The sequence below is a fragment of the Paraburkholderia sp. EG286A genome, from assembly GCF_040965375.1.
GTDB lineage: Bacteria > Pseudomonadota > Gammaproteobacteria > Burkholderiales > Burkholderiaceae > Paraburkholderia.
Genome location: NZ_JBFRCB010000004.1, coordinates 417,386 through 442,017, shown reverse-complemented (window position 1 = coordinate 442,017; position 24,632 = coordinate 417,386). Strand labels below are relative to the sequence as shown.

Sequence of the window (24,632 nt, the reverse complement as noted above, 5' to 3'; positions counted from 1 at the left end):
GCGAACCCACTGGAAAGCAACATGAAACGACTGTTACTAGCCGCACTCACCGCCGCCTCGTTCGTGACCTGCGCTCATGCGCAAAGCGACGCGACCGGCTCGTTCGCCACCCCCGCAGGCACGGTGCAGTTCGTGCGCGACGACCGCGACTTCGTGGCGGTCCTCGGCAAGGATGTCTTCGACCGCTTCGACGCGAAGACGCTCACGCACTTTGACGAAGTGGGCCACGACAACAGCACGATTACGCGCATGCTCGTGCAAACCGCAAACGGCCCGGTGCTGTACGACTTTCGCCACAATCCGCCGCTCGTGCAGCACGTGACCACGCGCATGACGATCAAGCGCGTGTTCTGGCAACCCGACGAAGTCGTGATGCAAGGCTCGGAGGGCTGGTTCCGGCTCAAGAACGGCGCGCTCACGAAGCTGCAATCGTCAACGACCACGTACCGCACCAACTAGTCCGGTTAGACGTCTTTCTCGTCCTTGTCGTCGCCCTGCGAGTCGCGGTCCGCGATCTTCAGCTGACGCAGCTTGTGATACAGCGTTTTCTTCGGCATCCCAAGCTCCTCGCTCGCCTGGGCGACGTTGCCGTGATGGCGGCGCAGCGTGTTCTCGATCAGCATCCGCTCGAAATACGCTAGCTGGTCCGCCAGCGTTTCCCCTTTCACGGTAGCCGCGCCCGCGGAGAGCAGGCTGTCGCCGGTCAGCCCGAGCACGAAGCGGTCGGCGACATTCTGCAGCTCGCGCACGTTGCCGGGCCATGCGTGCGTCATGAGCTCGGACACCTGTGCAGCGGTCACGACCGGCGCCGGCGTACCGAAGCGCCGCGCGGCCGCGAGCACGAAATGCTCGAACAGCAGCGGTACGTCCTCGCGCCGCTCGCGCAGCGGCGGCAATTCGATCTGCGCGACGTTCAGCCGGTACAGCAGGTCGGCGCGAAAGCCTCCTTGCGCAGACACTTCGGCGAGGTCGGCCTTCGAAGCGGCAACGATCCGGCAATCCACCGGAATCAGCTCGTTTGCGCCCAGGCGCTCGACCACGCGCTCCTGCAGCACGCGCAGCATCTTGATCTGCAGCGGCATCGACATCGTTTCGATCTCGTCGAGAAAGAGCGTGCCGCCATTCGCCCATTCGATCTTGCCCACGCGCTTCTTGATCGCGCCCGTGAACGCGCCCGCCTCGTGACCGAACAGTTCGCTCTCGAACACCTGCTCGGGCAAACCGCCGCAATTGAGCGCCACGAAATGCGCGTCGCGCCGCGCGCTGAAGTCGTGCAGGCTGCGTGCGATCAGTTCCTTGCCGGTGCCCGTTTCGCCCGTGATCAGCACCGACACGGAGGTATCCGCGAGACGCAGAATTTTCTTGCGGACTTCCGCCATGGCCGGCGACTTGCCGAGCACCAGCGCCTCAATGCCCTGCCAGTTGTGCAGCGAAGCACGCAGGCCCTCGACTTCGAGCGTGAGCCGCCGCTTCTCGACCGCGCGCGCCACGCGGCCCGCGATCACATCGGAGGAGAAGGGCTTTTCGATGAAGTCGTAGGCGCCCACGCGCATCGCGCTGACCGCCGTCGATATGTCCGCATGCCCGCTGATCAGCAGCACGGGAATTTGCGGGTCGATCGTCATCACGTGATCGAGCAGTTGCAGGCCGTCGATGCCCGGCATGCGCACGTCCGAGACGATCACGATTGGCGCGCCCGGCGCGATGTCGGCATACGCATCGGCCGCCGACGCATAAGCGCTCACCGGAAAGCCCGCGAGCGCCACCGCCTGCTCGACGCCGATGCGGACATTCTCGTCATCCTCGACGACCAGCACCCGAATCTCATCTGCCATGTTCTGTCCTTTGCGGCTCGGCTGCCGCGAATTCGATCGTGAAGCGGGCTCCGCCTTCGTCGCGATTCGTTGCGGTGATTTTCGCCCCAAAGCCTTCGACGATGCGCGACGTGATCGCGAGCCCGAGCCCGAGGCCTTGCCCGCGCGGCTTGGTCGTCACGAACGGCTCGAACAGGTGCGCCAGCACGTCCGGCGCGATGCCGGGGCCGCTGTCTTCGACCGTGAAGCGCACGCGGCCTTGCGCGTCGGGCTCACCCGCCTCGATCGCGATCACGCGCATGCTCGCGTCGCGCACGGCGTCGAGCGCATTGCCGAGCAGATTGACGATCACCTGCTGCAGTTGACTCGACTCCGCATACACCGTCGTGCCCGGCGCGATGCGCACGTCGAGCCGCACCGCTTCGTCGCGGATGCGCGACTCGTAGATGAGCCGCGCATGCGCGACGGCTTCGCCAAGCGACACCGCCACGCGCTCCACTTCCGGCTTGCGCGCAAACGCCTTCAGCTCGCTGGTGAGCACCGCCATGCTGTCCACGAGACGCCCGACGCGCTCGAGATTGGCGTTCGCCTGAGCGCCCTGATTGCGCTCGAAGAAGGTACGCGCATTGTCGCAGAGCGTGCGGATCGCGACGAGCGGCTGGTTCAGCTCGTGCGTGAGCCCCGCCGCCATCTGGCCGATCACGGCGAGCTTGCCGGCATGCACGACCTCCTGCTGCGTGGCGCGCAGGCGCTGCTCGGTGCGTTCGCGCTCGGCGATCTCGCGCTGCATCTGCGCGTTCGCTTGCGTGAGCGCGGCGGTCCGCTGCGCCACGGTCGTCTCCAGCTGGTCGTTCGCGCGCCGCAAGGCTTCCTGCGCCTTGAGCTTTTCCACAATCACGCGGCGGCGCTGCACCGCATACAGCGCATAGAGCGCGGCGATCAGGAACACGCCCGTCACGAACGCGAACGCGAGCCGTTGCTGGCGCCGCGCGCCCGCCGTGTCGAGCAGCACCATGATCGTGTCCTGCCCTTGCGGCGCAGGGCGCGACATCACGAGAAAGCGGGCCGTGCGGCCCGCGCGGCGCAGGTCGGGAAAGAGGCCGATCCACGCGTTGTCATTCCAGTCGCCCACGCGCCGGTATTGCAGCGCCTCGACGATGCGGCCCGCGTATTGGCGCGACGCCTGGATGTCGCGCTGCTGTGGCTCGGTCATCGCGCGCATGGCGCTGAATTTCCATTCGGGCTGGGTCGAGATCACGATCACGCCGTTGCTGTCGACGACGATCGCCGCCTCGCCAGGCGTGCGCCACGCGGATTCGAGCGCGTCGACGCTGACCTTTACCGCGGCCGCGCCGATCGCCGTGTCGCCGTCGTGAATCGCATTCGCGAAGTAGAGCCCCGGAATGCCGGTGTTCGTGCCGATGCCGAAGAAGCGGCCGCGGCCCTGGGCGAGCGCGTCCTTGAAGTACGGGCGATAAGACACGTTGGTGCCGACGAAGCTGACCGGCTGGTTCCAGTTGCTCGCGGCAACCACCGTGCCGTGCGCGTCGATCACGTCTACCGCGCCGCTGCCGACATCGTTGTTGACCGCTTCGAGATAGGCATCGACAGCGGGCAACATGCCGCGCGCTTCAGCGGGCGGCGCCTTGAGCAACGCGCGCACGCTGTCCTGCCGCGCCACGAGCGCGGGGACCATCTCGAAGCGTCCCAGCTCGCTTTTCAGGCTCGCCGCGTAAAGATCGAGCCGATGCTCGCCGACGTCGGCCAGCGCGTCGATCGCGCGGTTCCATGCGAACTCCACCGCGGCGGCGGCCGCACCGACATACAGCACGGCCGCCGCCGCCCATCCCCACCATGGAATGCCCTTGTAACGCATCTGCACGTTCGCCCTCGTCGATTGGCTGCCGCCAGACGGCGGGTTCAGCGGATACCGCGCGCCGGGTGCACCGGCGCCACGATCGCGAAGGCGCGCACGAGGGGCGCACAGCGGCGCGTCATGCGCCGAAGTGCGCGAGCAGGATGAGCGTCACGGTCACGACGATGGCGCCGCCAATGCGCGTGGCGATCTGCGCGAACGGCATGAGCTGCATGCGGTTCGCGGCGGTGAGGATCGCCACGTCGCCGGTGCCGCCCTGGCCGCTGTGGCACGCGTTCACGATTGCGGTGTCGATAGGGTACATCTTCATCAGGCGGCCCACCACGAAGCCCGTGCCCATGAGCGTGACCACGGTCGCGGCGATCGTCACGACATTGACGAGCGTGAACGCGGCCATGAGCTTGTCCCACGGTGTCATCGCCACGCCGATCGCGAACAGCAGCGGGTAGGTGACCGCGGTCGAGAAGAACTTGTAGACCACGAACGCGCCTTCCTGCAGCGGCGGCGAAACCGCACGCGCGAGCTTCACGAGCACGGCGAGGAACAGCATCGCCACCGGCGCGGGCAGGCCGAACAGCTTGTTCGCCATCAGGCCGATGAGGTACAGCGTGATCGCCGTGATGCCGGCCGCGGCGATGTGGCTCACGTCCACGTGCCCGCGGGCTTCGTCGTCCGACGACGCCAGTTCATCGGTCGCGCCGACTTGCAGACGGCCATTGCCGGTGAGATGCGGCATGCGCTTGCCCAGCATGTCGAGCATGCCCGAGAGGATGATCGCCATGAGGCTGCCGAGCATCACGGGCGGCAAGACCTGCGCGAACAGGTCGCCCTGCGCGACGTGCATGATTTCCGAGTAACCCACGGAGAGCGGAATCGCGCCTTCGCCCACGCCGCCGGCCATGATCGGCACGACGATGTAGAGCAGTGTGTGCTTGACGCCGAGTCCGAGCGCCGCGCCAACCGCGGTGCCCACGATGGTCGCCGCCACCGTGCCGGCCGCCAGCGGAATGAAGATCTTCAGGAAGCCTTGAATCAGCACGCGCCGGTCCATGCTGAGAATACTGCCGACGATGATCGAGGCGATGAAGAGATAGAGGAAGTTGGTCTGCTTCGTGAACTCGACCGTGAGGTGCTGCACGGGCGTGGGCAGCACGTGGTAGTACACGAGCGCCGAGGGCACGAAGGTCGCGAGAATCGCCGCCGCGCCGATATTGCGCAGCAGCGGCAGACGCTTGCCGAGTTCGGCGCACGTGAAGCCGCAAAAGGCGAGCACGGCGATGGCCATCGAGATCTCGCCGGGCACCTTGCCGGTGACCGCGAAGCCCGCGATCAGCGCGAACAGGATCACGTAGATCGGCAGCGGAATGATGCCGATGCGGATTTCCATCAGCTTCCACCAGCCTTCTGGCCAGAAGCGCGTTTGCGTCGTCGGGGATGACTCGGGGACCGCCGGGTTGACCTGCGAGGCGGCGGATACGGATGCACTGTTCTGCACGGGATGTCTCCTTCGTTTTCGCGACCGGACTGCGTCGCGTCTCCGGTGCTTGTTTAATGAGGGCTGCGGACTATCGAGGGATAGGCCGCCGGGCCTCTATAAAGCAGTAGCCGTGCCAGCGCGCGCCGGCGTCTCGAGTGATCCGCAACCCGTTGATTTATATGGACGTTTCCGGAACGCCACGCAACTCGAATCCGTCACCGAGCCGAGATTTCAGAATCGGCCCGAGCCGCAGGCTGAAATCTCGGCCTGCCCAGGCGCGACCGTTGAGCGCATGGCAAGAGTGATTTTCAGAATTCGCTATGGAACGACGCCGATCGTTGGCAGAAGATGGATTACCGCAACGTGAGGAGCGAGCCATGAAGATCGTCTTGCCAGGATGCGCCGTCGTTTGCGCCGCGGCGCTGTGGAGTGCCGGCGCGCTGGCCGCGCCGCCGGGTTCGGCCTACCAGACGTCGGTGCAGTTATCGAGCGGAAGGAATCTGCTTTGCAGCGTGAACGAATCACAGCCCGCTGGCGATTTGGCGGCGCTCACGCGTCGCGAACAGGTGGAAGCCGATGTCCTCGCCACGCAGCGCTTGAGGCTCGTGAGCGGACCGGAATCGCCTTATCCCTCTGCCTATACGGCGCCGAGCATTGCCTGCGTGAATGCGGGTTGAGGCCGCAGAAAGAACCGCGGGGCTCGATTCGCCTGACGAATCGAGCCCCGCGTGCTACGAAGTTGAGTGAGAAGACCGATCAGAAGCGCGTGCGCACGCCCGTCGTCACTTCGACCTGGTTGGTCGCACCGAAGGTCGTGCCCACCGTGTAGCCGCCGTGCAGCTTCATGTAGTCGCCTGCCAGATACACCTCGGTGCGCTTGGACAGGTGATAGAAGATCGAGCCGTAGAGCGTTTCCTTGAAGCCGTTGTGCAGCCCGCTCGCGGGATCGAATGCGCCGATGTTGGCGTTCGGAATATCGCCATCGACGTTATACGCGGCGTTGTGCGTGCGCATTTGCTGATAGCCGAGTTCGTAGTCGAGCGCGCCCTTCGGCACGAGCTTGAACGAGACCGTCCACGCATTGTCCTGACGCTGGCCGAGCGCTCCCTGATTGCCCCAGTAGCGGAAATAGCCCGCATTGGCGCGCACGATGCCGATCGTGTAGTTGCCGCCAACCGAGAACGCCTGGTTCGTGTTGCCGTCGCGGTTCACGTGGTTATAGAAGGTCGAGGCCGTCCACGTCGGGGCGTTGTAGCCGAGTGCGAACTGATAATTCGCATTGTTGCCGAAGCTCGTGGAATTGCCGAACGCGTAGCCCGCAGCCGCGTAGATGCCGTTGTCGAACACCTTCTTCCACGCGAGACCGTTTTCGTAACGGGTGCCCGTTGCGCTCGCTGCGTAGAAAATCATCTGCTTGAAGTTGTTCGCGTTGGTCCAGCCGCCCTCTTCCGTCGTGAGCTTCGCGTTGCCGTACGGGTCGCCGTAAATGGCCGCGGCGTCACGCGCGATGGTGTTCTGGAAGCCCGCCGTGAGCTTGCCGAAGCGCTCGTCTTCCACGCCGACCCATGCGTCACGGTCGAAGATCTGGCCCGGGTCTTCCATCTGGCCGTCGCTGACGCGGTACTCGCTTTCGAGCCGGAAGATCACCTTCGTGCCGCCACCGATGTCTTCGGCGCCCTTCAAGCCCCAGCGGCTGCCGCTGAACCACGGTTCGCCGGCAATGCCCATGCCGATCACGTGATTGCCGTTGGCGTCCGCGTGCGATTGATAGGTGGGGACGCTCAGGTCGATGAGGCCGTAGAGTTGAACGCTCGATTGCGCGTGTGCGCCGCTCGCCGCGAGTGCGCCGAAGGTCGCGCCAACCGCAGCGACAGCAAGTTGTTTTCTCTTCAAGATCGTCTCCAGGGGGTACTTCGTTGGAAGTTTTCATGGACCCGCTGCCATCACTCACCGGTTGCGGCGAGCCGTGTGAATCAGCGGGTGAGACGAATAGTAGAGAGGTGAATCCTTCGCGATTCTTTCACGAACGATGGGTATTCCTAAGTACATCCACCAATACCGGTAAAAAATCCGGCCTGCTCAGGCCGCCACCGGCTCTTTCACGCGAAGGATGTAGCCGAGGCCGCGCAGCGTGGTGATCTGCACGCTCGATTGCGCCAGATGCTTGCGCAGACGGTGGATGTAGATATCGATCGCGTCCACACTCGGTTCGTCGCTCAGGCTGCAGATGCGCTCCAGCAGCGCCTGCTTCGGCACCGCCTTGCCCTGGCGCAGCATGAGTGCTTCGAGAATGGAATGCTCGCGCCGGCGCAGGGCGAGCGGTGCATCCTTGTGGCGGAACTCGCGCGTGTCGCAAACGTACTGCAGGTCGCCGCAGGTCAGCCAGCCCGACTTCTCGCCTGTCTGGCGACGTATCAGCGCCTTGATGCGCGCAACCAGTTCGCGGCTGTCGAACGGCTTGACCACGTAGTCGTCGGCGCCGGCGCCGAAACACGCGACCTTGTCGTCGATCGAGCCGTGCGCCGTCAGCATGAGCACGGGCACGTCGTTGCGCCTGCGCCGCAAACGGTTGAGCACGTCCTTGCCGCTCAGGCGTGGCAGGCGCATGTCGAGGAGCACGAGATCGTAGCTCTGCGTGAGCAGCACGGAATCCGCGGCTTCGCCATCGGCCACGCAGTCCACCGTGAAATTCTCGGCGCGCAGCAGGTTGACGATCCAGTGCGCGAGTTCGGCGTTGTCTTCTACGAGCAGCAGCTTCATGGTCCCTCCTCCCCCTCATCCGGGCCAGACGGGCAAGCGCACCGTCGCGACCAGACCCACCCGCTCGGCCCCCGCGGCGACACTCACCGAGCCGCCGTGCGAGCGCGCGACCTGATGCACGATGGCAAGACCGAGCCCCGTGCCTTCGGTATCCGCCGCGACGCGATAGAAGCGCTCGAACACGTGCGCACGGGCCTCGGCGGGAATGCCGGGGCCGTTGTCGACTACCTGCAGCATGACCTGCTCCCCTTCGCTGCGGCACACGGCCGTCACACGGCCGCCCTTGTGCGTATAGCGGATGGCGTTGTCGATCAGGTTGGACACGAGCGAAGCCAGCAGGCCCGTGTTGCCCGCCACCTGCACGTCGTCGTCGAGTTCGGCGCCGAGATCGATGCCGCGCCGTTCCGCGGCCTGGACCATCTCTTCGAGCACGGAAGACACGACCTCGGTAAGATCGACGCGCGTCGGGCTCGGCGACGATTGCGTCATCGATTCGGCCTGTGCGAGCACAAGCAGTTGATTCGTCAACTCCGCCATTTTCTGGCTGGTGCGGCGCACGCCTTTGAGTGCGTCGAAAAGCGCGGGATCGCCCGCGTCGCATTGACTCGCGAATTGCGTTTGCGTGGTCAGCAGCGTGAGCGGCGTGCGCAGCTGGTGCGCCGCGTCGGCGATGAACTGGCGCTGCATGGCGGCATGCACCTTGAGCCGCGCGATGCACTGGTTGATCGCCTCGACGATCGGCCGCAGCTCCGACGGAAGATGATCCGGGCGGATCGGCTCCAGTTGCACGGGCTCGCGGTCGGCAACGTCGTCCTTGAGCTTCATGAGCGGCCGCAGTTCGAGCGTGAGCCCGAGCGGCACGAGCAGCGCGACGAGCGCCAGCATGAACCACTGGCGTGCGAGCTGCGGCCTCCATAAGGCGTTGACCATCGCCTCGCGCGACGCGATCGTCTTGCCGACGATTACCATCACGCGCTCGGCGCGGCCCGAGTCGTAGAGCATGCGCTCGTAGGCCACGGCGCGAATCGGCAAACCCGCATAGGTGGTGTCATAGAACACGGGCGCCTCGGCTGTGTTCGCGCGCGGCAGCGGCAAGTCCGGCGCGCCGCCCAGCAGGCGGCCATTGGCGGCGAGCACCTTGTAGAAGACGTGATCCTGCCACGGCGATTCGAACAGTTCCAGCGCCGCCGGCGGGATCGTCGCGCTGAGGGAGCCGTTGTCCCAGTCGACGTCTTCGATGATCGTGCGCGCCGAATCCAGCAGCGAGTGGTCCTGCACGAGATCCGCGGTCTGCCGCGCGGCATCGTACGACTCGCAGCTCGTCACGACGACAAACGCGGCGAGCGGCACCAGCAGCCACAGCAGCAACCGTCCACGCAGGCTATGCACCATGTCGCGCTCTCTCAGGTATCGAACCGCGAGGCGCGCGCAGGACGGCAGCTCCGGGCATGCTTCATTTCGCGCTGACGAATTCGTTCGTGTACGTGCCGGACAAATCCACGTGCTTGCCCTTCACCGAGGGATTGACACTCGAGAGCACCTTCAGCACGGTCGCCGGACCGTCGGCAGGCATCTTGCCGTCCGCGGTGTACATCGGCAGCGAGGCCTTGAGTGCGCTCACGTAAAGCGCCTTGTCCTTTTGATAGTCGGCGGGCATTTGCGCGGCGATTTCTTCGGCGCTGTGCGTGTGAATGAACTGCATCGTGCGCACGAACGCGTGCGCGAGCTTCACCGCCTGAGCCTTGTGCGACTCGGCCCATGCGTCCTGCACGTACAGGCTTGCGGCGGGATAGGTGCCGCCGAGCGCGGCGCGCGTGCCTTCCACCGTGCGCATATCGACGAGCACCTTCGCGTCGCCGGCTTTCTGCAGCGCCGAGACGGTTGGCTCGGTCGTCATGCCCGCGTCGATGCGCCCCTGCTTGATGGCCGCGATGAAGCTCGCGTCCGCGCCCACCGGCAACATCGTGTACGCGCTCGAGGCGATGCCATGCTGGCCCGCGAGATACTGCGTGAGAAAACTGGTCGAGGACCCGAGGCCCGTTACGCCGAGCGTTTTGCCTTTGACGTCGGCCATCGACTTGATCGTGCCGGCCGCTTTCGACGACACCATTTCCACTTCGCCCGGCACCTGGCCGAACACGACGATCGCCTTGACGTCCTTACCCTTGGTCTGCAAGTCGATGGTGTGATCGTAGAAGCCGACCACGGCCTGCACCGCGCCGGCGAGCAGTTCGTTCTCCGCATCCACGCCCGCAGGCTGCGAGAGCAGTTCGACGTTCAGCCCTTCGTCGTGGAAATAGCCCAGTTGCTCGGTGAGGCGCGCGGGCAGGTAAATGAGCTTCGTGATACCGCCGACCATGATGGTGATCTTGTCGCCGGCATCGTCGGCGGCATGCGCGCCTTGAAGCGCCATGGCAAACAGCAGGCCACCAGCGAGTGCGGCTCGCCGCAGCGCGCCAAAACTGGATTGCATTGATTGTCTCCGTCAGGATGGGTAGGCGGCGCGATGCTCGCCGCCTCGATCGTTCCGGGAATTCTAGAGATTCGAACCCTTCCCGAAGCTTTCGCGGGTCACGCGGATTTATACGGGATTTCCATGAGCGGCGGCATTATTTATGCTTTTAATCATTCTGAATAACAATGGCTTTTATTCAGAATGCCGGTCGAGCCGACATCGATTCAAACAGGATTCCTGATCGATTGCGCGCAAAGCAGCGAGACCCGGATATGGGTCTCTGGCAGGGGAAGTTGCCAGCCGAATCGCGCTTTAACGCGGCAGCGCGCCTTTCATGACGCGCACCACATCGTTTGGTTCGATGCTCGTGACGTCGGTCTGGCCGATGAGCGGGGTACACCTGAAGAAGTCGTTCTCCACGTACCGGGTCCTCGGGTCGATATCGTCGCTGAACAACGCGACGGTCGGCACGCCGGCCGCGTGCGCGATATGCAGCAGGCCGCCGTCCGCGCCAACGAACAGCTTGCTCTGACCGATGAGCGCATAGCATTCGTGAATCTTCAACTTGCCGACCAGCGAGTCGAGCTGCAAATGCCTGAATGACATGGCAGTGAGATCGCTGGCTTCCTTGAGCCCGTTGTCCGATCCGATCAGCACATATTGATAGCGCGACAACTCGGGATCGTCATCGAGCCGGGCCAGAACGTCGGCCCACTTGCCGTAGATGCGGTTCGATTCCCTGCCGCCCACCGAAATCGCAATTCTGCCGGCCCACGCTTGCGCCGGAAAATCCTGGCTCTGTGGCGCATCGAGAATCAGCCGCGAGTTCCTGTACAGCGCGGCTTCTGCGATCCCGGAATTCAGAATCTTGTTGAACGAGTAGTAGCTGAACTGGATATGGTTGAAATTGCGCCCGGCATACCATCCAATCAGGCTCGTAAATCTGGCTTGACCGGCATAGCGGATTTTCTCTTTAATGACGCGAATGCCGAGCTTGTTCAGAATAATGAAATCGTATTCGCCGAAATCGATTTCACGGTAATCCGTATAGACTTTCGAAAAATACCGGTCGTGGCGAAAAAGCTCGGCCAGAGACGGATCGAGCACCACGTCCAGCTTGTATGACGTGCCGCTGAGGAGCGCACGCCCGGAAAGGTCCATCAGCGCGTCGCCGAGGTTGTTGACGCCGCTGTAGAACAACAGGATCCGGGCGCCCGGGCGCAACTGCGCAGATTCCGTATACAGACCCAGTTGCCGGTTCAGCGAAAGTATCGACCACTTATGCAGCTGCTTCTTCAGAAGCGAAAGCTTTTTATAAGCGGAAAGGCTCTCGACCTCATCCTGGACGATTTCCGGATGGGGAACGCGAAGACTCTTGCTGATAAAACCGCGGACCGTATCGACTTTCATTGTTTACTCAGCAGGAGCCCTGTCCAGCCCATCCGTGACCTTTGACCGAGCGGCTATTATGCCACCCGGCGCGAAGGTCACAGAACGCGCTGGACGGCCCGGGCGGAGTCTGTGATGTCCTGCCCGAAACCGGCGACCGTGTTGCAGCCCGCCAAAGCGGCCAGTGCGCCGACCATCGATATCACCACCAGAATCCGTCCGATCATGTTCAACTTCCCCTAAGCTCGATTTTTGATTGTTGCGCGGGCGGCTGCTCATAGCCTCTTGCCCGCGGAATCCAGCCCCATTTGAGATGGCCGGAATTTCGTATTCTGCCTGCGCTGGGTCCGCGCGCGCAAATTGGCGGCGGATGCGGTTGCGCGCGGGGGCTTTGCGCCGCCCGCGCGAGAAAGCTTACACGTGTAAGGCGTGCCGAGCCGGCATATCGGGCGAACCGGCCAGCCGGAACATCGAAACGGAGCCCTTGAGGTCGTTCGCCTGAGCGGCGAGCGCGCTTGCCGCCGCCGCGGCCTGCTCTACGAGCGCCGCGTTCTGCTGCGTGACCTCGTCCATCTGCGTGACGGCCTGGCCGACCTGGCCGATGCCCTTGCTCTGTTCCTCCGACGCGGCCGTGATCTCGCTGATGACATCGGTCACGCGCCGGATTTCCTGCGTGATGACGCGCATCTTTTCGCCCGCCTCCTGCACGTGGGCCGCGCCGGCATGCGAGCGTTCGACCGATTCGTGAATCAGCTCCTTGATTTCCTTCGACGCCGCCGACGAACGCTGCGCGAGCGAACGCACTTCCGAGGCCACCACGGCGAAGCCGCGCCCCTGCTCGCCGGCGCGCGCCGCTTCGACGGCCGCATTGAGCGCGAGAATATTCGTCTGGAACGCGATGCTCTCGATGATGCCGACGATGCTCGCGATGCGATCCGAACTGGCGTTGATGTCCTCCATCGTCTGCACCACGCGCGAGACCACCGTGCCCCCCTGCTCCGCGGCCTCGGCGGCTTGCGCGGCGAGCTGGTTCGCCTCGCGGGCGCTGTCGGCGTTCTGCGCAACCGTGGACGTCAGCTGCTCCATGCTCGCCGCCGTTTGCGCGAGCGATGCGGCCTGTTCTTCCGTGCGCTGCGAGAGGTCCTGGTTGCCGGCGGCAATTTCGTTGGTCGCGGTCGCGATGGAGTCAGCCGAATGCTTGATCGTGTCGATGGTCTGCGTAAGCTGCGCCTGCATGCGCTTCATCGAAAACAGCAGGCTCGAACGGTCGTCCGCTGCGATCTCCACCACGGCGGTCAGGTCGTTGTCGGCAATGCGGTTGGCGATTTGCGCCGCGTAGGCGGGCTCGCCGCCCAGCGAGCGCAGGATGCCACGGTTCACCACTGCCACGACCGCCGAGAGCGCCAGCGCGATCGCCGCCAGAATGCCCAGGCTCCAATAGAGCGTCACGCGAAACGCCGCGTCGATATCGTCGACATAAAGACCGGTCGTGAGAATCCAGTCCCACGGCTGGTAGCTCACGCTATAGGAGATTTTCGGCGCAATGTCGTTCGAGCCGATGCGCTTGAACGAATACGACACGAAGCCCTGACCTTCCTGCTTGATGACGGCAACGATCTCCTTGAACAGATAGACGCCGTTCGAATCCTGAAAGTCGCCGACGTTCTTGCCGACCAGGTGCGGGCTCGCGGCATTCATCAGCAGCACGTACTGCGAATTCATAATGCCGAAGTAGCCACCCTCGCCATACTTCATGTTCTTGACGGCTTCCATCGCGCGCTTCTGGGCGTCTTCTGGCGACAACATGCCGGCATTGGCGCGTTCGCCGTATGACTTCACCACGGCGAGCGCGATTTCCGAGGCGTGCTTCAAATCCGCCTTGCGCTCCTCGAGGCGCGTTGCCCGCATCTGCCACGCGTCATAAATCGATACGCCTGCGAGACACACGAGGCTCAGGATCAGCGGCAACCAAAGCCTTTGCACAAAGGAAAGCTTCATTAGTCTGTCGTTTTCTAATAATTTGAGGAGCGTGCCTGAGCAAACGGCACCCCGCCTTCGCGGGCACGCACTGCGAGAGTCTCTGCGTATACGGCGCCGGCTGCGTACGCATTAGAGGCAGATGACGCAACAAGCTCTTGCGAAAATCGATGCATGCGCAACGTGTGCCGCTCACTGCGCCCGTGTGCTTCACGACGGGCGCAAGGGTTTCCGGGCCGCCTCTCGGTCCCTGTTTATTTTTTAGGCATGTTCTGCGGCCAATTAGCACAGGGCCGGAATGCGTCAGAGCGTTATCATGATCAAAACATTCATCGACGGTGAATGTTTTCTAGCATCCCATCCGCATATAGTTGGTTATCCTATCGTTTATCTCGAGTCTTCCATGAACACGACCCGCCTCAAACTCGACGAAACAGACGAAGAACGGGAGGTCCGCGACGCACTGCGCTGCGTGATCGACCCCGAAGTGGGCGTGAACATCGTCGACCTCGGGCTCGTGTATGGCGTAGAACTCGGCGACGAAGGTCTAAAGATCGAAATCACCATGACTTCGCCCGCGTGCCCGATGGGGCAACTCATCATGGACGAGGTGCAGGCCGTGGCCGAGGAGTCGGTGCCCGAGGGCGTGCCCATCGAAGTCGCGCTCGTGTGGGAACCCGCATGGGAGCCCGCCATGATGAGCGAGGCGGCGCGCGCCGTTCTGGGCTGGGAGCCCGACTGACTGCACAAGCGCCGTAGTCAGGCTCGCGGCACGCAGGCACACATCATGAACATTGCCCCATCACTGCGCCACCTCGGCAAGCTCGTCGCCGCGCTGACGATCGTCCTCGTACTCGTTTGCGCGGTGATGGCGGGACTTGCGCGGCTCGGCGTTCACGTACCCGCCCACGCGATGACGAGTGTCGCGTGGCACGGCGTGCTGATGCTGCCGGTCTTTTTCGGCGCGCTCGTCAGCCTCGAACGCGCGGTCGCGCTGCAGCGCGCGGTTTATCTGCTGGCGCCGGCCAGCGCGATCGCTGCGGGCATCGTACTGATCGCAGGCGCAGCGCCCGTGGCCGCACAATGGCTGCTCATCGCGGCGGCGAGCGTCTCTCTCGTCGCGAGCCTGCAGGTGTTGCGCAAGCAACCGGCCCTCCATCTGGGCGTGCTCGCGCTCGCCGTGCTTGGCTGGTGGTTCGGCAATCTGGTCTGGGCAATGACGAACGATGTGTCGTCTTCCGTGCCGTGCTGGCTCTCGTTTCTGGTTTTGACCATCGCCGCCGAGCGGCTCGAACTCACCCGCATGCTGCGTCTGCCGCGCGCAGCCCGCCATGCGTTTTTCGTGCCGCTCGCCTTGATGATCGCGAGCCTGCCCTGGGCGTTGTGGAAGCCCGAATACGGAACGCGCCTTTTCGCGGCGGGAATCGTCCTGCTCGCCATGTGGCTGGCCAGATATGACATTGCACGCCGCACGGTGCACCAGCGCGCGCTCACGCGCTATATCGCGCTGTGTCTGCTCGGCGGCTATGGCTGGCTCGCGCTGAGCGGCGTGCTCGGCCTCGCCGGCGCACTGTTGCCGGGGCATCCATGGCATGACGCGGCGCTTCACGCGCTCACGCTCGGCTTCGTGTTTTCGATGGTGTTCGGCCACGCGCCGGTCATCGTGCCCGCGCTCACGCGGCTGCCCGTGAAATACCATCCGTTGTTCTACGCGCCGCTCGCCGTGCTCCACGCGGGCCTCGCCATGCGCGTAACGGGCGGGCTCGCCGAACTGTTCTGGCTGCGCAAGGCAGGCGGCATTGCGGGCGCGGTGGCGCTGGCGCTGTTCGCGTTGACGCTCGCCACTGCCGTGCTCGCGGCACGCCGGGACCGCGCCCGGCGTAGCGGCGGTAGACGGATTTCGAACCCGACGCATTCTTCGTAGTCCACGACACGAACGTGTTTCGATGAAAACGCGGCGTGCATCGCTCTCCTAACGTTCAACCGTTCTTGACGGCAACCAGCAAAAGAACGCTCATCGGACGATACGGATAGAATTCACGACAATCCGGCAGTGGCTCCAATGCGGCGGAATCGTGACGAAGCCATCGAGGACAGCTTTCGTTTCCGCCCTGACTGAGCTTCAAGGCGCACGGCGAAACGCCGCTTTTCCGTGCCACGCGGTTCAAACGGCTCGCTACCCTTGCGCTGTTGATCGACGCGGGAGCCGATCCGTCCGTCGCCGATCCGCAAGGCCGCGATAACATGGCGATTGCACGCGAACGCAAGCTGCCGGCAGGTATCATTAACACAACCACGCACCACACCGGGCCCTCTCGTCCATGCGCATTTTCGGAATCAGCCTTTACGTCATCATCGCGCTGCTCTTTGCAGTGCATGCCATCCGCAACCAGCAGAACATGTACTGGCTGCTGATCCTGTTTCTGTTCCCCGGCCTCGGCAGCCTCGTCTACTTCTTCGTCATTTATCTGCCGAGCCTGCGCCAGTCGCGCGGGGCGAGGGCGACAGGCCGGGCCATCTCGCAACTGGTCGATCCCAACCGCGCCGTGCGGGAAGCGCGCAACGATTTCGACCGCGCGCCGACCGTCGCGCACCGTATGCGCCTGGGCGCTGCGCTGCTCGACGCGGGCAACGCCGTCGAAGCGCTGGAGCACTACCAGGCGGCGGCCACCGGGCCGTTCGCATCCGATCCCGCGTTGCTCGAGGGCCTCGCGCGCGCGCAGTTTGCCAACGGCCATGCCGCGGCCACCCAGGAGACGCTCGAAAAACTGTTCGCCGTCCAGCCCGTCGCCCGCCAGCAGCCGGATCCCTCCTTGCTGTATGCACGGGCGCTCGCCGCGAACGGCGCAGCAGGCACGCGCGCCGCGTTCGAAGCCGCGCTCTCGTGCGCGAGCGACGCCGCCCCGCGTTGCCTGTTCGCCGACTGGCTGGCAAAGCAGCCCGGCGACGCCGACCGCCAGCGCTCGCGCGAGCTTTACGCCGAGATCGTGCACGACGCGAAGCACTGGCCGCGCCACGCCCGCGAGCACAATAGCGAGTGGCTGCAACGAGCGCAGGCCGCGTTGAGCCGATAGCGCAGAGCTACCCGCGAGGAGCCGCCGTGCGAGAAACCACCGTCAAGTTCAAACGCGGCATGTTCACCGGGCTCTTCACGTTCGTCGCGCTGATCTGCGTGCACCCTTTTACGGCCCGCTATCCGTCGCTGGGCATCGCCGCGTTTGCCGGCGGCGCTTGCGCATTCGTCGGCACGCAACAGGCGAGCTGGTTATACCGGCCGTAACGCGAGCGCCGGTGCGCAGCGCGATCACAGGCGCTAACGCATACCCGTATGCGCCAGCGCGCGGCGCCGCACGGCCATCAGCGTGCAAATCCAGATCGAGGCAGCGAGGTTGACGGCCGGATAAAACGCGACGGCCACCGTCCACTTTTCCAGCGCCAGCACCGCCAGCAGGTATTTGAGAACGCACAGCGCGAAGTAGAGCAGGCTTTCGCTCCACGGATCGCGGAGCGTCTTGCGCATGGTCGGGCCGAGACCCGCGAGTTCGATCAACGTCACGATGACGACCGAAAGCGTGGGGTCGGCAGTGAGCAGCCAGACGGGAATCGCCGAAAACGCGGCGCCGAGAAAGAACCAGTCGGCTTTCGTCCAGTTTCTATCGCCGCGAAAAATGCTCGCCACGAACGTAAGGAAACACGTGAAGGCGATTGCCGCCGTGCACCACGCGGAAGGCCCGGCGCCCGCCACGAATTGCGCGGCGGCGGCAATGGCCGTGACGACCGACCATACGAGCCATGTAAAGAGATGCGGACGGATGCTGCGCCGGTAGATCGCGAGTCCGTACGGAATGGCCGCGAACAGCGAGATGGCCGTACCCGCCGCGCCAAAGAGCGCTGCGGTGTCGTGGTGTGCGCCGGTCATCGGGCCTGGAATCGATATGACATGGCCTGCAGGATGCGTTTAGTCCGGCGTGTCCGTGTCCATGCGCGCGCACATGCGCCGGTAGGTGGCCGGCGTCATGCGGTACGCGCGGCGAAACCAGCGGCCGAGATGGCTCTGGTCGGCGAAACCCACTTCCGCGGCGACCCGGGCCGGCGTGTGACCCGCCGCCAGCAGCCTGCGCGCGGCGCGCAGGCGCAAGCGCACCAGGTACGCATGGGGCGACGTGCCGAACTCGCGCTGGAACAGGCGCGTCAGACGAAACCGGTCGATGCCCGAGTTGTCGACGAGTTCATCGAGCCCGATGTTCGCGCTCATGTGTTCGTGCAGCAGATCGCGCACACGGGCCAGCGCGGGCGAAGCGGGAGGCGCCGCCGCGGTCGTATCGAGCAGATGGCCGCCCAGGTGCTCCAGCAAGCGGTCGAGCGCCACGTCACGCGCGAGCCGGCCTTCCTCGCCGTATAGCGCGAGAAACGCACGGCGGATCGCCTCGATCAGGCGCGGGTCGTCCACGAGCGTCTGGCCGAAAGCGGCCGCCACGCCGCCCAGGCCCGCAATGTTCAGCCTGCGCGCCGCACGCTCGACCCACGGCTGGGGCAGGTACAGCATCGCGTAGGTGAAGCCGCCCGGCTCAGGCGCGTGGCCGTCGTGCAGCGCGCCCGGCTCGATCAGGATCGCGCGGCCCGGCACGCTCGTATGCAGCGACCGGTGACACTGAAAGCGCTGCACCCCCTGCTCCGTATAGCCGATCAGCATGTCGTCGTGATCGTGGGGGTCGTACGCGTGGCCTCTGAAATGCGCGCGCAGACTCTCGATGCCCGTCTGCGCATCGCGCCGCGCGACGAGCCAGTGATCGTTCCGGCCCTCAGTCACCGTGGCGTTCGTCATGGCAAGCCTGGCTCCCTGTTCCCGATTCCTTTCCCAAGGGCACGAGTGTACGCCAGCCATGCGCGGAGGACAGAGCGTGCCCTCGGTCTCTTCGGGGCCCGCTCTATCGGGTTCAGTCGTCGAACTCGCCGGCCTGCAGCGCTTCGTCGAAATCCGTAATCCACGGGGCGAAGTGATCGGTGTCGTAGGTGGCCGTCTTGCCGTTGGCGATCCGTGTGACGGATACCTGGCGAATCGCCGCGCGCTCGCCGCCATCGGCCCTTTTCTCATGGTCCGAGATGCGGAACTCGCGCAGGTCGAGGCCCCGGCTCGCGAGCACAGCCTTGACGTCTTCCTGTTCGTCCCAGGAAAACTCGGCGAAGTCGTGGGCGGTCATGTTGGTCTCCTCGAGGGCGTCATCACGGGCTGCACGGCGCGACGGGCAATCCCTCGGCCTTCCAGCGCAACATGCCGCCAGCGAGATTGGCCACCTTGCCGAAGCCCGCCTTGGTCAGCAATACGCTTGCCTGCGCGGAGCGCACGCCGGAGCGGCACACCGCCACGACCGGCCGGTCGCGATCGAGCTCGTCGATGCGCGCCATCAGCTCCGAGAGCGGCACGAGTTTCGCATCGGGCAGATGGCCGAGATGGTCGATGAACTCGGGCGCCTCGCGCACGTCGACGATCTGCAGCGCGGCCGCATGCTCCAGCAGCGCCATGGGCTCGATTTCCCATACGCCGCTAAAGCGCAGCGTGAGCGGCGCCCAGTCGGGCGTTTCCTGGATCGGCGCGTCGCCTTCGGGCTTGCCGCAGCGCAGGTTGGCGGGCACCGCGACGGCCATCTGCTTGGGGTGCGGCAAATTCAGGTTGTGCATGTAGCCCGCGAAGTCGCCGAGATCGACGTCGCCGCCCAGGCGCGGATTGAAGCGCCGCTCCTCCGCCACGCTCGTGACCGTGATGCCGCGGTAGTCGTGCGCCGGGTAAAGCAGGCAGTCGTCCGGCAGCGTGAGGATCTGCTCGCGCACCGAGGTGAACAGCTGCTCCGCGCTCCCGCCCTGAAAATCGGTGCGGCCGCAGCCGCGTATCAGCAGGCTGTCGCCGGTGAAGGCCATGCTCGCGTCGTCGAGCACGTAGGTCAGGCAGCCGCTGGTGTGGCCGGGCGTGGCGCGCACTTCCAGATACCGCTTGCCGAAGGCGATGCGATCGCCGTGCCGCAGCGCACGGTTCACGCCCTCGGCGCCCACTACGTCGGCGAGCGCGATCTGGCTGCCGCTGCGCTCGCGCAAGCGCCACGCGCCCGTGACATGGTCGGCATGCACATGGGTGTCGAGCGTCGCCTGCAGGTGCAAGCCCAGCTCCTGCAGCAGCGCGAGGTCGCGCGGCACCTGCTCGTAGACCGGGTCGATCAGCAGCGCCTCGCCGCTTGCGGGGTCGCCGAGCAGGTAGGTATAGGTGGACGATACGGGGTCGAACAGCTGGCGAAAGATCATCGCGGCTCCCTGTTTGGGCAAACGCGTGGTTTGCTTTCCAGTATGCCGCATCCGGTTTCGACCCGGCGGCTCGACGTGCGCGATCTACCCGCATTTGTTCGGCAGCGAACCAAAGCGCGGGAGGCCGGCAATGCGAACGCCGCGCCAGGTCAGCGCCAGGTCCGCCCGAGCTTCTGCAGCACCGAAGCGACAATGCGATCGCAGCATCCCCCGCCGAATTCGAACAACTCGGGACCCAGCCGGTCGACCTCCTCGGCCAGCGCTTCGCGCAGCAAATTCCTCGCGCGGAAATGACGGCTACGCACCGTGGCCTCGGGGATATTCAGCACCTGCGCCGTTTCCTCGATGCTCATTTCCTCGACGGTCCTCAGCACGAACACCGTGCGAAAACCTACGGGCAACGTGTCGAGCTTGCGTTCGAGCAGGGCGCGGATCTCGGCACGCGAGACTTGCTGCTCGGGGCTGTTTTCGTCGTGGGCGTGCATCGGGTCCATATCGAAAGCCATCTGCTCTTCGTCCGGGCACTCCGGCACGATCGGCATCATGTTGTGGCGGCGGGCCTCGCGGCGCAGACGGGCGAGGCACTCGTTGAGCACGAGGTGCGAGAGCCATGTCGCGAGCGCCGCATCGCCGCGGAATTGCGCGAGCGCCCTGAAGGCTTTCAGATACGCATCCTGCAAGGCGTCTTCCGCCTCCGCGTCGTTGCGCAGCGTGGCGCGCGCAAGCCGGTAGAGGCGCCGGTTGTGGCGGCGCATCAGGAGCTCGAAAGCCGCAAGATCGCCCGCCACGATGCGGCGCACAATCCGCGCATCGTCACTCGTCAGGCCGCTGGTGTGCGCTTCGGCCAGCGCCGCCTCCTGGTTCGTCATGGTCCCGGCTCCACGATCACGGTGCCATGCATCACCGGATGAAACTGGCACGAGTAGGCATGGCGGCCCCGTTTGCTCGCGACATATCGCCATGATGCACCCGGCGCAATGCTGCCGGAGTCGAACGCTTTGGCGTCGGCGGTGACCGTGTGCGCCACGAGGTCCTTGTTGACCCACACGACGCTGTCGCCGGCGTGCACCGTCACGCTCGGCGGATCGAAGCGCATCTGCTCGATGGCGACGACGTAGCGGGCGGCCGCCGCTGGCCCGGCGCCGGCCGCACACACGATTGCGCACACGCCCAGCGCAACACGGCGCAAGCGGCTCATTGCGAAGTCGCGAGCGTCGCCTGCACGTGCTTCGCGTGGTCCAGATGCGCGACGAACGCCGGGCGGACCTTCACGAGCAAGGCCTTCAGCTCGGCGTTTTGCGCGCTGGGAATGAGCGTCTTGTCGAGCGCGTCGATGACCTGTTCGTGATACGTCACTTCATGGTCGATATACGCGCGATCGAACGCCGCGCCTTTGAGCGTCTCGAGATTCGCCATGTTGGCCTCGCCACCCTGCTTCAGGCTCTCGCTGGTCGGATTGGCTTCGGGCGTGACACCCAGCTTGTGCACGAGTTTGACGGCTGCCTGATTCACAGCGGTATGGTCGGCCACCATGCGTTGCGCGAAGGCCTTCACGTCTTTCGACTGCGTTTTCGATTCGGCCAGCTTGCCGGCGTCGATGTCGGCCTGGTTCGCGGCCACGACGATCGCGGCGATCTGCGGATCGGTCGGGCCCGCGCCCTGGGCGCGCGCCGGGATGCTCGACAGCGCGCCCACGAACAGGCTCACCAGTGCGAGCGCCGCGCCTGGCAGCATTCTGATGGGGTTCATACGATTCTCCTCGATGGGCGGCGGGCGTTTCACCTGCCTTCGAGGAAATAGATGTCACGAATCGCGAGGCTGTTCCCATTGGCAAACCGAAAATGGAAGAAAGGCCGCTGTCAGCCGTTTTACAGATATCCCGGCGGGGTGCTTAAGAGGACTGAAATCATGACCAGAATCTTGTTGTGCGCCATGGCTTGCCTTCTGCCCATCGCGGTGTTCGCGGAAGCGCCGAAAGTGACCAACGGCATGGTCGTCGACGATGACGGCATGACGCTCTATACCTTCGACAAGGACACGATGCAAGGCAAAAGCGCCTGCGCCGGTGCGTGCGCAAGCATGTGGCCGGCCGCGCTCGCCGACCCCTACGACAAGGCCAGCGGCGACTGGGGGCTGATCGCTGCCGAAGACGGCAAGCATCAATGGACCTACAAGGGCCACCCCCTCTATCGCTACTCGAAGGACACGCACGCCGGCCAGATGAACGGCGACGGCTTCAAAGGCATGTGGCACACCGTAAAGCCCTGACATTATTTCGGTTAGCTAATCGATTGTCATTGCCCGGCCCGCCCCGGTGTTTCGGGGCGAGCCGAGGAAAGTGACGTTGCATTGTTGTCGATCAGTTACCCGTGCGCAACGTCCAGACCGTTGCCGCATTGGTGCTGTCGTCTACGGCGGCAAACTGCGAGTGGTGCTGGCTGTCCATGCCGAATGCGAGCCCGAACGCGGAACCCGCCGTGGGATCGACCGACATCTGCGCGACGAACTGCCCTTCCACGGTGAATTCGACGATCTCGCTGGGCTGTTGCGGGTCGGCGTTCACGGCGTCGCCGTTGGCCGTGACGAGATGCCCGTTCGGGGCGAGCGCAAGGGCAAGCGGTCCGTGCAGATGGGTGTTGTCCTGATAGATCAGCCGCCCCACGCCGCCGCTATGATTCGCACCCGCCGCGCCGTAGATGGCGAACACCGCGTTGTCGCCCGTCGAGGCGACGTAGAGCACGTCGTGCTGACCATCATAGGCGAGGCCCGTCGGGCCGACGACGAGTGCAGCCGGGTCGGTGCGATGCAGGTAGCCCGAAGCGACGATGGTCGAGGAGGGCAACTCCGTCACGCCGTTCTCGCCGATCGCGAGGTCGATCCGGGCGACGGTGCCATTGAGCACATCCGAGACGAAGACCTTCACGAACTGCCCGCCGTCGAGCACGGTGAGGTCCCAGGGGCCGTCGAGCAGCCGCGCATCTTTCAGTTCCTTGACGAGCCGGCCCTGCGGATTGATGACGAGAAGCGAGCCCTGCGCGATGACGTTCTTGCCGTCGGAGGTCGGCACATTGCCCACCAGCACGAAGCCGCTTCTCAGCACGGCGAGCGCCGTCGTGAGACCGAGGTGCGCGCCCTGGAAGAACGTCACCGGCTGGCTATTCGGAACGAGCTTGACGATCGTCGTACCGGTGCCTTGCAGATTCGATTGCGCATTGAAGTTGGACACCACCACGTCGCCGGGTTTGAGCGTGCTCCACGAGGGCACGCCGAACGGTACGAATGCAATGCCATACGGATTGACGTCGCCGTTGGACGGTACGGTCGACGAAGTCGCGAAGGCCGGCGGCAGGATCGCCTGCAGGGCGTCGGCGCGGACGGTTCCCAGCGCAAGGGCGAAGAGCCCGGCGCCCAACGCCAGGTGACGCAGTCGCGGCACGAACGCCGCCCGGTTCCGGCCGAAGTATGAACGACATGCAGACAACGAGCGAGAAGCTTTCATCTGACACCTCCTTCTCGCGGGGACGGTCCGGAACGCCAGGACGACTCGCGCGGCCAGTGAACGCACCATGCTTCGCGCGCCCCGCGTCTTGCGTAAACGATCCGCAGGCGGGGCTATTCCGCTAAACGCGCTTCAACGCTTTGCCACGCCGATTTTCGCTTTCGGCGCAAGCGCAGGCGCCGCCAGTTGCTCCACCAGAAAGTCCACGAACGCCCGCACCCGCGACGTCAAATAACGCGCGTGCGGATACAGCAGAATGAAAGGCCGGGTACGTCCGCCCTCCTCGCGCAGCACTTCCACGAGCCTGCCTTCTCGCAGGTCGTCCGCCACCACAAAGCGATACGTCTGGAACAACCCCGCCCCCGCGCGCGCGAGCGTCACGCCGGCGAGCGCGTCGCCCGACGTTCCGTAACTTCCGCTCGTGATCACATCGCCGTCTTCATTGGCATTGCCGTCGAACGTCCACGCAAGATGGCGGCCACTACTTGGCAGTTCGAACTGTATGCATTCGTGCGACTGCAGATCCGCCACGGTCTTCGGCACGCCCGCGCGCTTCAGATAGGCGGGCGTGGCCACCACCACCATCTCCGCGTCTTCGAGCTTGCGCGCCACGAGGTTGGAATCGGCGGGCGCGCGTCCGCGAATCGCCAGGTCGAAGCCTTCGTCTGCGAAGTCGATGTTGCGGTTGCTCAGATGCGTGTCGACCTGCACCTCCGGATAGCGCTCGCGAAATGCCGGCAAGAGCGGCAGCACGCGATAGTGCCCGTAGGGCGTGGGCATGCTGATGCGCAGCACGCCGGCCGGCGTGGTCTGTTCGCCCGTGACTTCGCGCTCCGCATCCACCAGTTGCGAGAGCGCCTGGCGGCACTGCTCGAAGTAGCGCCGCCCCGCATCGGTCAGGCGGATCTGGCGCGTCGTGCGCACGAACAGGCGTACGCCGAGCCGCTCTTCGAGCCGCGCCACGGATCGGCTCACCGCGGCGGGCGTGACGCTCGCCGCATTGGCCGCCAGCGTGAAGCTGCCCAGCTCCGCCGCCTGGCAGAACAGTTCGATGCTGCCCAGCAGCAGATCGTCGAATTTGCGTTGCATGC

At 64.8% G+C, this 24,632-nt stretch carries 26 protein-coding genes; 7 read left to right on the top strand and 19 right to left on the bottom strand.

Features of this window, described 5'->3' with window-relative positions:
• The first annotated feature begins 21 nt into the window (after nt 1–21).
• Complete coding sequence (locus AB4Y35_RS20910; protein ID WP_368705742.1) at nt 22–459, top strand: hypothetical protein; 438 nt, start codon at nt 22–24, stop codon at nt 457–459.
• 5 nt (nt 460–464) lie between these two features.
• Here AB4Y35_RS20910 and AB4Y35_RS20905 read toward each other — a convergent pair whose 3' ends face one another.
• The 3 genes from AB4Y35_RS20905 to AB4Y35_RS20895 all read right to left on the bottom strand — a co-directional run bounded on the left by AB4Y35_RS20905 (nt 465) and on the right by AB4Y35_RS20895 (nt 5,185).
• Nucleotides 465–1,835: a sigma-54-dependent transcriptional regulator gene (locus AB4Y35_RS20905; RefSeq protein WP_368705741.1), complete on the bottom strand. Its 1,371-nt coding sequence runs from the start codon at nt 1,833–1,835 to the stop codon at nt 465–467.
• Nucleotides 1,825–3,690, bottom strand: a complete 1,866-nt coding sequence (locus AB4Y35_RS20900) for an ATP-binding protein (RefSeq protein ID WP_368706128.1) — start codon at nt 3,688–3,690, stop codon at nt 1,825–1,827. Before AB4Y35_RS20900 ends, AB4Y35_RS20905 begins: the two co-directional genes overlap by 11 nt.
• Nucleotides 3,691–3,808: 118 nt before the next feature.
• Entirely contained in the window at nt 3,809–5,185 is a 1,377-nt protein-coding gene (locus tag AB4Y35_RS20895) for a 2-hydroxycarboxylate transporter family protein (RefSeq protein WP_368705740.1), read from the bottom strand.
• A 359-nt stretch (nt 5,186–5,544) separates the two neighbouring features.
• Here AB4Y35_RS20895 and AB4Y35_RS20890 point away from each other — a divergent pair, with 359 nt between their 5' ends.
• The gene (locus AB4Y35_RS20890; RefSeq protein ID WP_368705739.1) at nt 5,545–5,844 is read left to right on the top strand and encodes a hypothetical protein; all 300 of its coding nucleotides are present in this window, start codon (nt 5,545–5,547) and stop codon (nt 5,842–5,844) included.
• Nucleotides 5,845–5,923: 79 nt separating this feature from the next.
• Here the strand turns inward: AB4Y35_RS20890 and AB4Y35_RS20885 are convergent, their stop codons facing one another.
• The 7 genes from AB4Y35_RS20885 to AB4Y35_RS20855 all read right to left on the bottom strand — a co-directional run bounded on the left by AB4Y35_RS20885 (nt 5,924) and on the right by AB4Y35_RS20855 (nt 13,769).
• Nucleotides 5,924–7,063 (bottom strand): porin, encoded by a 1,140-nt coding sequence (locus AB4Y35_RS20885; RefSeq protein ID WP_368706127.1) that lies wholly within the window; start codon nt 7,061–7,063, stop codon nt 5,924–5,926.
• Between the two features lie 183 nt (nt 7,064–7,246).
• Nucleotides 7,247–7,927 (bottom strand): response regulator, encoded by a 681-nt coding sequence (locus AB4Y35_RS20880; protein ID WP_368705738.1) that lies wholly within the window; start codon nt 7,925–7,927, stop codon nt 7,247–7,249.
• Nucleotides 7,928–7,942: 15 nt separating this feature from the next.
• Entirely contained in the window at nt 7,943–9,319 is a 1,377-nt protein-coding gene (locus AB4Y35_RS20875; protein WP_368705737.1) for a sensor histidine kinase N-terminal domain-containing protein, read from the bottom strand.
• 61 nt (nt 9,320–9,380) lie between these two features.
• The gene (locus tag AB4Y35_RS20870) at nt 9,381–10,400 is read right to left on the bottom strand and encodes an ABC transporter substrate-binding protein (RefSeq protein ID WP_368705736.1); all 1,020 of its coding nucleotides are present in this window, start codon (nt 10,398–10,400) and stop codon (nt 9,381–9,383) included.
• 294 nt (nt 10,401–10,694) lie between these two features.
• Nucleotides 10,695–11,792, bottom strand: a complete 1,098-nt coding sequence (locus tag AB4Y35_RS20865) for a glycosyltransferase family 9 protein (RefSeq protein ID WP_368705735.1) — start codon at nt 11,790–11,792, stop codon at nt 10,695–10,697.
• A gap of 77 nt (nt 11,793–11,869) precedes the next feature.
• Nucleotides 11,870–11,998, bottom strand: coding sequence for a hypothetical protein (locus AB4Y35_RS20860; RefSeq protein ID WP_368687229.1), 129 nt, complete (start codon nt 11,996–11,998; stop codon nt 11,870–11,872).
• A 187-nt stretch (nt 11,999–12,185) separates the two neighbouring features.
• The gene (locus tag AB4Y35_RS20855) at nt 12,186–13,769 is read right to left on the bottom strand and encodes a methyl-accepting chemotaxis protein (protein ID WP_368705734.1); all 1,584 of its coding nucleotides are present in this window, start codon (nt 13,767–13,769) and stop codon (nt 12,186–12,188) included.
• Between the two features lie 382 nt (nt 13,770–14,151).
• Between AB4Y35_RS20855 and AB4Y35_RS20850 the strand changes: the two genes are divergently transcribed.
• From AB4Y35_RS20850 to AB4Y35_RS20835, 4 genes are all read left to right on the top strand, one after another.
• Entirely contained in the window at nt 14,152–14,490 is a 339-nt protein-coding gene (locus AB4Y35_RS20850) for a metal-sulfur cluster assembly factor (protein ID WP_368705733.1), read from the top strand.
• A 45-nt stretch (nt 14,491–14,535) separates the two neighbouring features.
• Entirely contained in the window at nt 14,536–15,672 is a 1,137-nt protein-coding gene (locus AB4Y35_RS20845; RefSeq protein ID WP_368705732.1) for a hypothetical protein, read from the top strand.
• 397 nt (nt 15,673–16,069) lie between these two features.
• Complete coding sequence (locus AB4Y35_RS20840) at nt 16,070–16,822, top strand: hypothetical protein (protein WP_368687233.1); 753 nt, start codon at nt 16,070–16,072, stop codon at nt 16,820–16,822.
• Nucleotides 16,823–16,848: 26 nt separating this feature from the next.
• Entirely contained in the window at nt 16,849–17,028 is a 180-nt protein-coding gene (locus tag AB4Y35_RS20835; protein ID WP_368705731.1) for a hypothetical protein, read from the top strand.
• 33 nt (nt 17,029–17,061) lie between these two features.
• On the opposite strand, the gene AB4Y35_RS20830 is transcribed toward AB4Y35_RS20835, so the two are convergent.
• The 7 genes from AB4Y35_RS20830 to AB4Y35_RS20800 all read right to left on the bottom strand — a co-directional run bounded on the left by AB4Y35_RS20830 (nt 17,062) and on the right by AB4Y35_RS20800 (nt 21,776).
• Nucleotides 17,062–17,667, bottom strand: coding sequence for a hypothetical protein (locus AB4Y35_RS20830; protein ID WP_368705730.1), 606 nt, complete (start codon nt 17,665–17,667; stop codon nt 17,062–17,064).
• 39 nt (nt 17,668–17,706) lie between these two features.
• On the bottom strand, nt 17,707–18,573 hold the full coding sequence (locus AB4Y35_RS20825; protein WP_368705729.1) for an AraC family transcriptional regulator: 867 nt from the start codon (nt 18,571–18,573) through the stop codon (nt 17,707–17,709).
• 112 nt (nt 18,574–18,685) lie between these two features.
• Complete coding sequence (locus AB4Y35_RS20820) at nt 18,686–18,949, bottom strand: hypothetical protein (protein WP_368705728.1); 264 nt, start codon at nt 18,947–18,949, stop codon at nt 18,686–18,688.
• 22 nt (nt 18,950–18,971) lie between these two features.
• Nucleotides 18,972–20,042 (bottom strand): MBL fold metallo-hydrolase, encoded by a 1,071-nt coding sequence (locus AB4Y35_RS20815; RefSeq protein ID WP_368705727.1) that lies wholly within the window; start codon nt 20,040–20,042, stop codon nt 18,972–18,974.
• A gap of 149 nt (nt 20,043–20,191) precedes the next feature.
• Nucleotides 20,192–20,911: an RNA polymerase sigma factor gene (locus AB4Y35_RS20810; RefSeq protein WP_368705726.1), complete on the bottom strand. Its 720-nt coding sequence runs from the start codon at nt 20,909–20,911 to the stop codon at nt 20,192–20,194.
• Nucleotides 20,908–21,240, bottom strand: coding sequence for a cupredoxin family copper-binding protein (locus tag AB4Y35_RS20805; RefSeq protein ID WP_368705725.1), 333 nt, complete (start codon nt 21,238–21,240; stop codon nt 20,908–20,910). Before AB4Y35_RS20805 ends, AB4Y35_RS20810 begins: the two co-directional genes overlap by 4 nt.
• Nucleotides 21,237–21,776, bottom strand: coding sequence for a DUF4142 domain-containing protein (locus tag AB4Y35_RS20800; RefSeq protein WP_368706126.1), 540 nt, complete (start codon nt 21,774–21,776; stop codon nt 21,237–21,239). The genes AB4Y35_RS20805 and AB4Y35_RS20800 overlap by 4 nt, the downstream gene beginning before the upstream one ends.
• 174 nt (nt 21,777–21,950) lie before the next feature.
• On the opposite strand from AB4Y35_RS20800, the gene AB4Y35_RS20795 reads away from it, so the two are divergent.
• On the top strand, nt 21,951–22,310 hold the full coding sequence (locus tag AB4Y35_RS20795) for a hypothetical protein (RefSeq protein WP_368705724.1): 360 nt from the start codon (nt 21,951–21,953) through the stop codon (nt 22,308–22,310).
• A 91-nt stretch (nt 22,311–22,401) separates the two neighbouring features.
• On the opposite strand, the gene AB4Y35_RS20790 is transcribed toward AB4Y35_RS20795, so the two are convergent.
• Nucleotides 22,402–23,541: a hypothetical protein gene (locus tag AB4Y35_RS20790; RefSeq protein WP_368705723.1), complete on the bottom strand. Its 1,140-nt coding sequence runs from the start codon at nt 23,539–23,541 to the stop codon at nt 22,402–22,404.
• 132 nt (nt 23,542–23,673) lie between these two features.
• A complete protein-coding gene (locus AB4Y35_RS20785) occupies nt 23,674–24,630 on the bottom strand; it encodes a LysR substrate-binding domain-containing protein (protein ID WP_368705722.1) in 957 nt (318 codons plus the stop codon).
• Nucleotides 24,631–24,632 lie beyond the last annotated feature (2 nt).

Excerpts from the sequence above, each read along its gene's own strand:
- AB4Y35_RS20910 (WP_368705742.1), top strand. The coding sequence starts at position 22 with ATGAAACGACTGTTACTAGCCGCACTCACCGCCGCCTCGTTCGTGACC.
- AB4Y35_RS20830 (WP_368705730.1), bottom strand. The coding sequence starts at position 17,667 with ATGACCGGCGCACACCACGACACCGCAGCGCTCTTTGGCGCGGCGGGT.
- AB4Y35_RS20880 (WP_368705738.1), bottom strand. The coding sequence starts at position 7,927 with ATGAAGCTGCTGCTCGTAGAAGACAACGCCGAACTCGCGCACTGGATC.
- AB4Y35_RS20865 (WP_368705735.1), bottom strand. The coding sequence starts at position 11,792 with ATGAAAGTCGATACGGTCCGCGGTTTTATCAGCAAGAGTCTTCGCGTT.
- AB4Y35_RS20815 (WP_368705727.1), bottom strand. The coding sequence starts at position 20,042 with ATGATCTTTCGCCAGCTGTTCGACCCCGTATCGTCCACCTATACCTAC.
- AB4Y35_RS20855 (WP_368705734.1), bottom strand. The coding sequence starts at position 13,769 with ATGAAGCTTTCCTTTGTGCAAAGGCTTTGGTTGCCGCTGATCCTGAGC.
- AB4Y35_RS20825 (WP_368705729.1), bottom strand. The coding sequence starts at position 18,573 with ATGACGAACGCCACGGTGACTGAGGGCCGGAACGATCACTGGCTCGTC.
- AB4Y35_RS20845 (WP_368705732.1), top strand. The coding sequence starts at position 14,536 with ATGAACATTGCCCCATCACTGCGCCACCTCGGCAAGCTCGTCGCCGCG.
- AB4Y35_RS20870 (WP_368705736.1), bottom strand. The coding sequence starts at position 10,400 with ATGCAATCCAGTTTTGGCGCGCTGCGGCGAGCCGCACTCGCTGGTGGC.
- AB4Y35_RS20840 (WP_368687233.1), top strand. The coding sequence starts at position 16,070 with ATGCGCATTTTCGGAATCAGCCTTTACGTCATCATCGCGCTGCTCTTT.
- AB4Y35_RS20875 (WP_368705737.1), bottom strand. The coding sequence starts at position 9,319 with ATGGTGCATAGCCTGCGTGGACGGTTGCTGCTGTGGCTGCTGGTGCCG.
- AB4Y35_RS20850 (WP_368705733.1), top strand. The coding sequence starts at position 14,152 with ATGAACACGACCCGCCTCAAACTCGACGAAACAGACGAAGAACGGGAG.
- AB4Y35_RS20805 (WP_368705725.1), bottom strand. The coding sequence starts at position 21,240 with ATGAGCCGCTTGCGCCGTGTTGCGCTGGGCGTGTGCGCAATCGTGTGT.
- AB4Y35_RS20905 (WP_368705741.1), bottom strand. The coding sequence starts at position 1,835 with ATGGCAGATGAGATTCGGGTGCTGGTCGTCGAGGATGACGAGAATGTC.
- AB4Y35_RS20820 (WP_368705728.1), bottom strand. The coding sequence starts at position 18,949 with ATGACCGCCCACGACTTCGCCGAGTTTTCCTGGGACGAACAGGAAGAC.
- AB4Y35_RS20800 (WP_368706126.1), bottom strand. The coding sequence starts at position 21,776 with ATGCTGCCAGGCGCGGCGCTCGCACTGGTGAGCCTGTTCGTGGGCGCG.
- AB4Y35_RS20890 (WP_368705739.1), top strand. The coding sequence starts at position 5,545 with ATGAAGATCGTCTTGCCAGGATGCGCCGTCGTTTGCGCCGCGGCGCTG.
- AB4Y35_RS20790 (WP_368705723.1), bottom strand. The coding sequence starts at position 23,541 with ATGAAAGCTTCTCGCTCGTTGTCTGCATGTCGTTCATACTTCGGCCGG.
- AB4Y35_RS20785 (WP_368705722.1), bottom strand. The coding sequence starts at position 24,630 with ATGCAACGCAAATTCGACGATCTGCTGCTGGGCAGCATCGAACTGTTC.
- AB4Y35_RS20810 (WP_368705726.1), bottom strand. The coding sequence starts at position 20,911 with ATGACGAACCAGGAGGCGGCGCTGGCCGAAGCGCACACCAGCGGCCTG.
- AB4Y35_RS20860 (WP_368687229.1), bottom strand. The coding sequence starts at position 11,998 with ATGATCGGACGGATTCTGGTGGTGATATCGATGGTCGGCGCACTGGCC.
- AB4Y35_RS20795 (WP_368705724.1), top strand. The coding sequence starts at position 21,951 with ATGACCAGAATCTTGTTGTGCGCCATGGCTTGCCTTCTGCCCATCGCG.
- AB4Y35_RS20900 (WP_368706128.1), bottom strand. The coding sequence starts at position 3,690 with ATGCGTTACAAGGGCATTCCATGGTGGGGATGGGCGGCGGCGGCCGTG.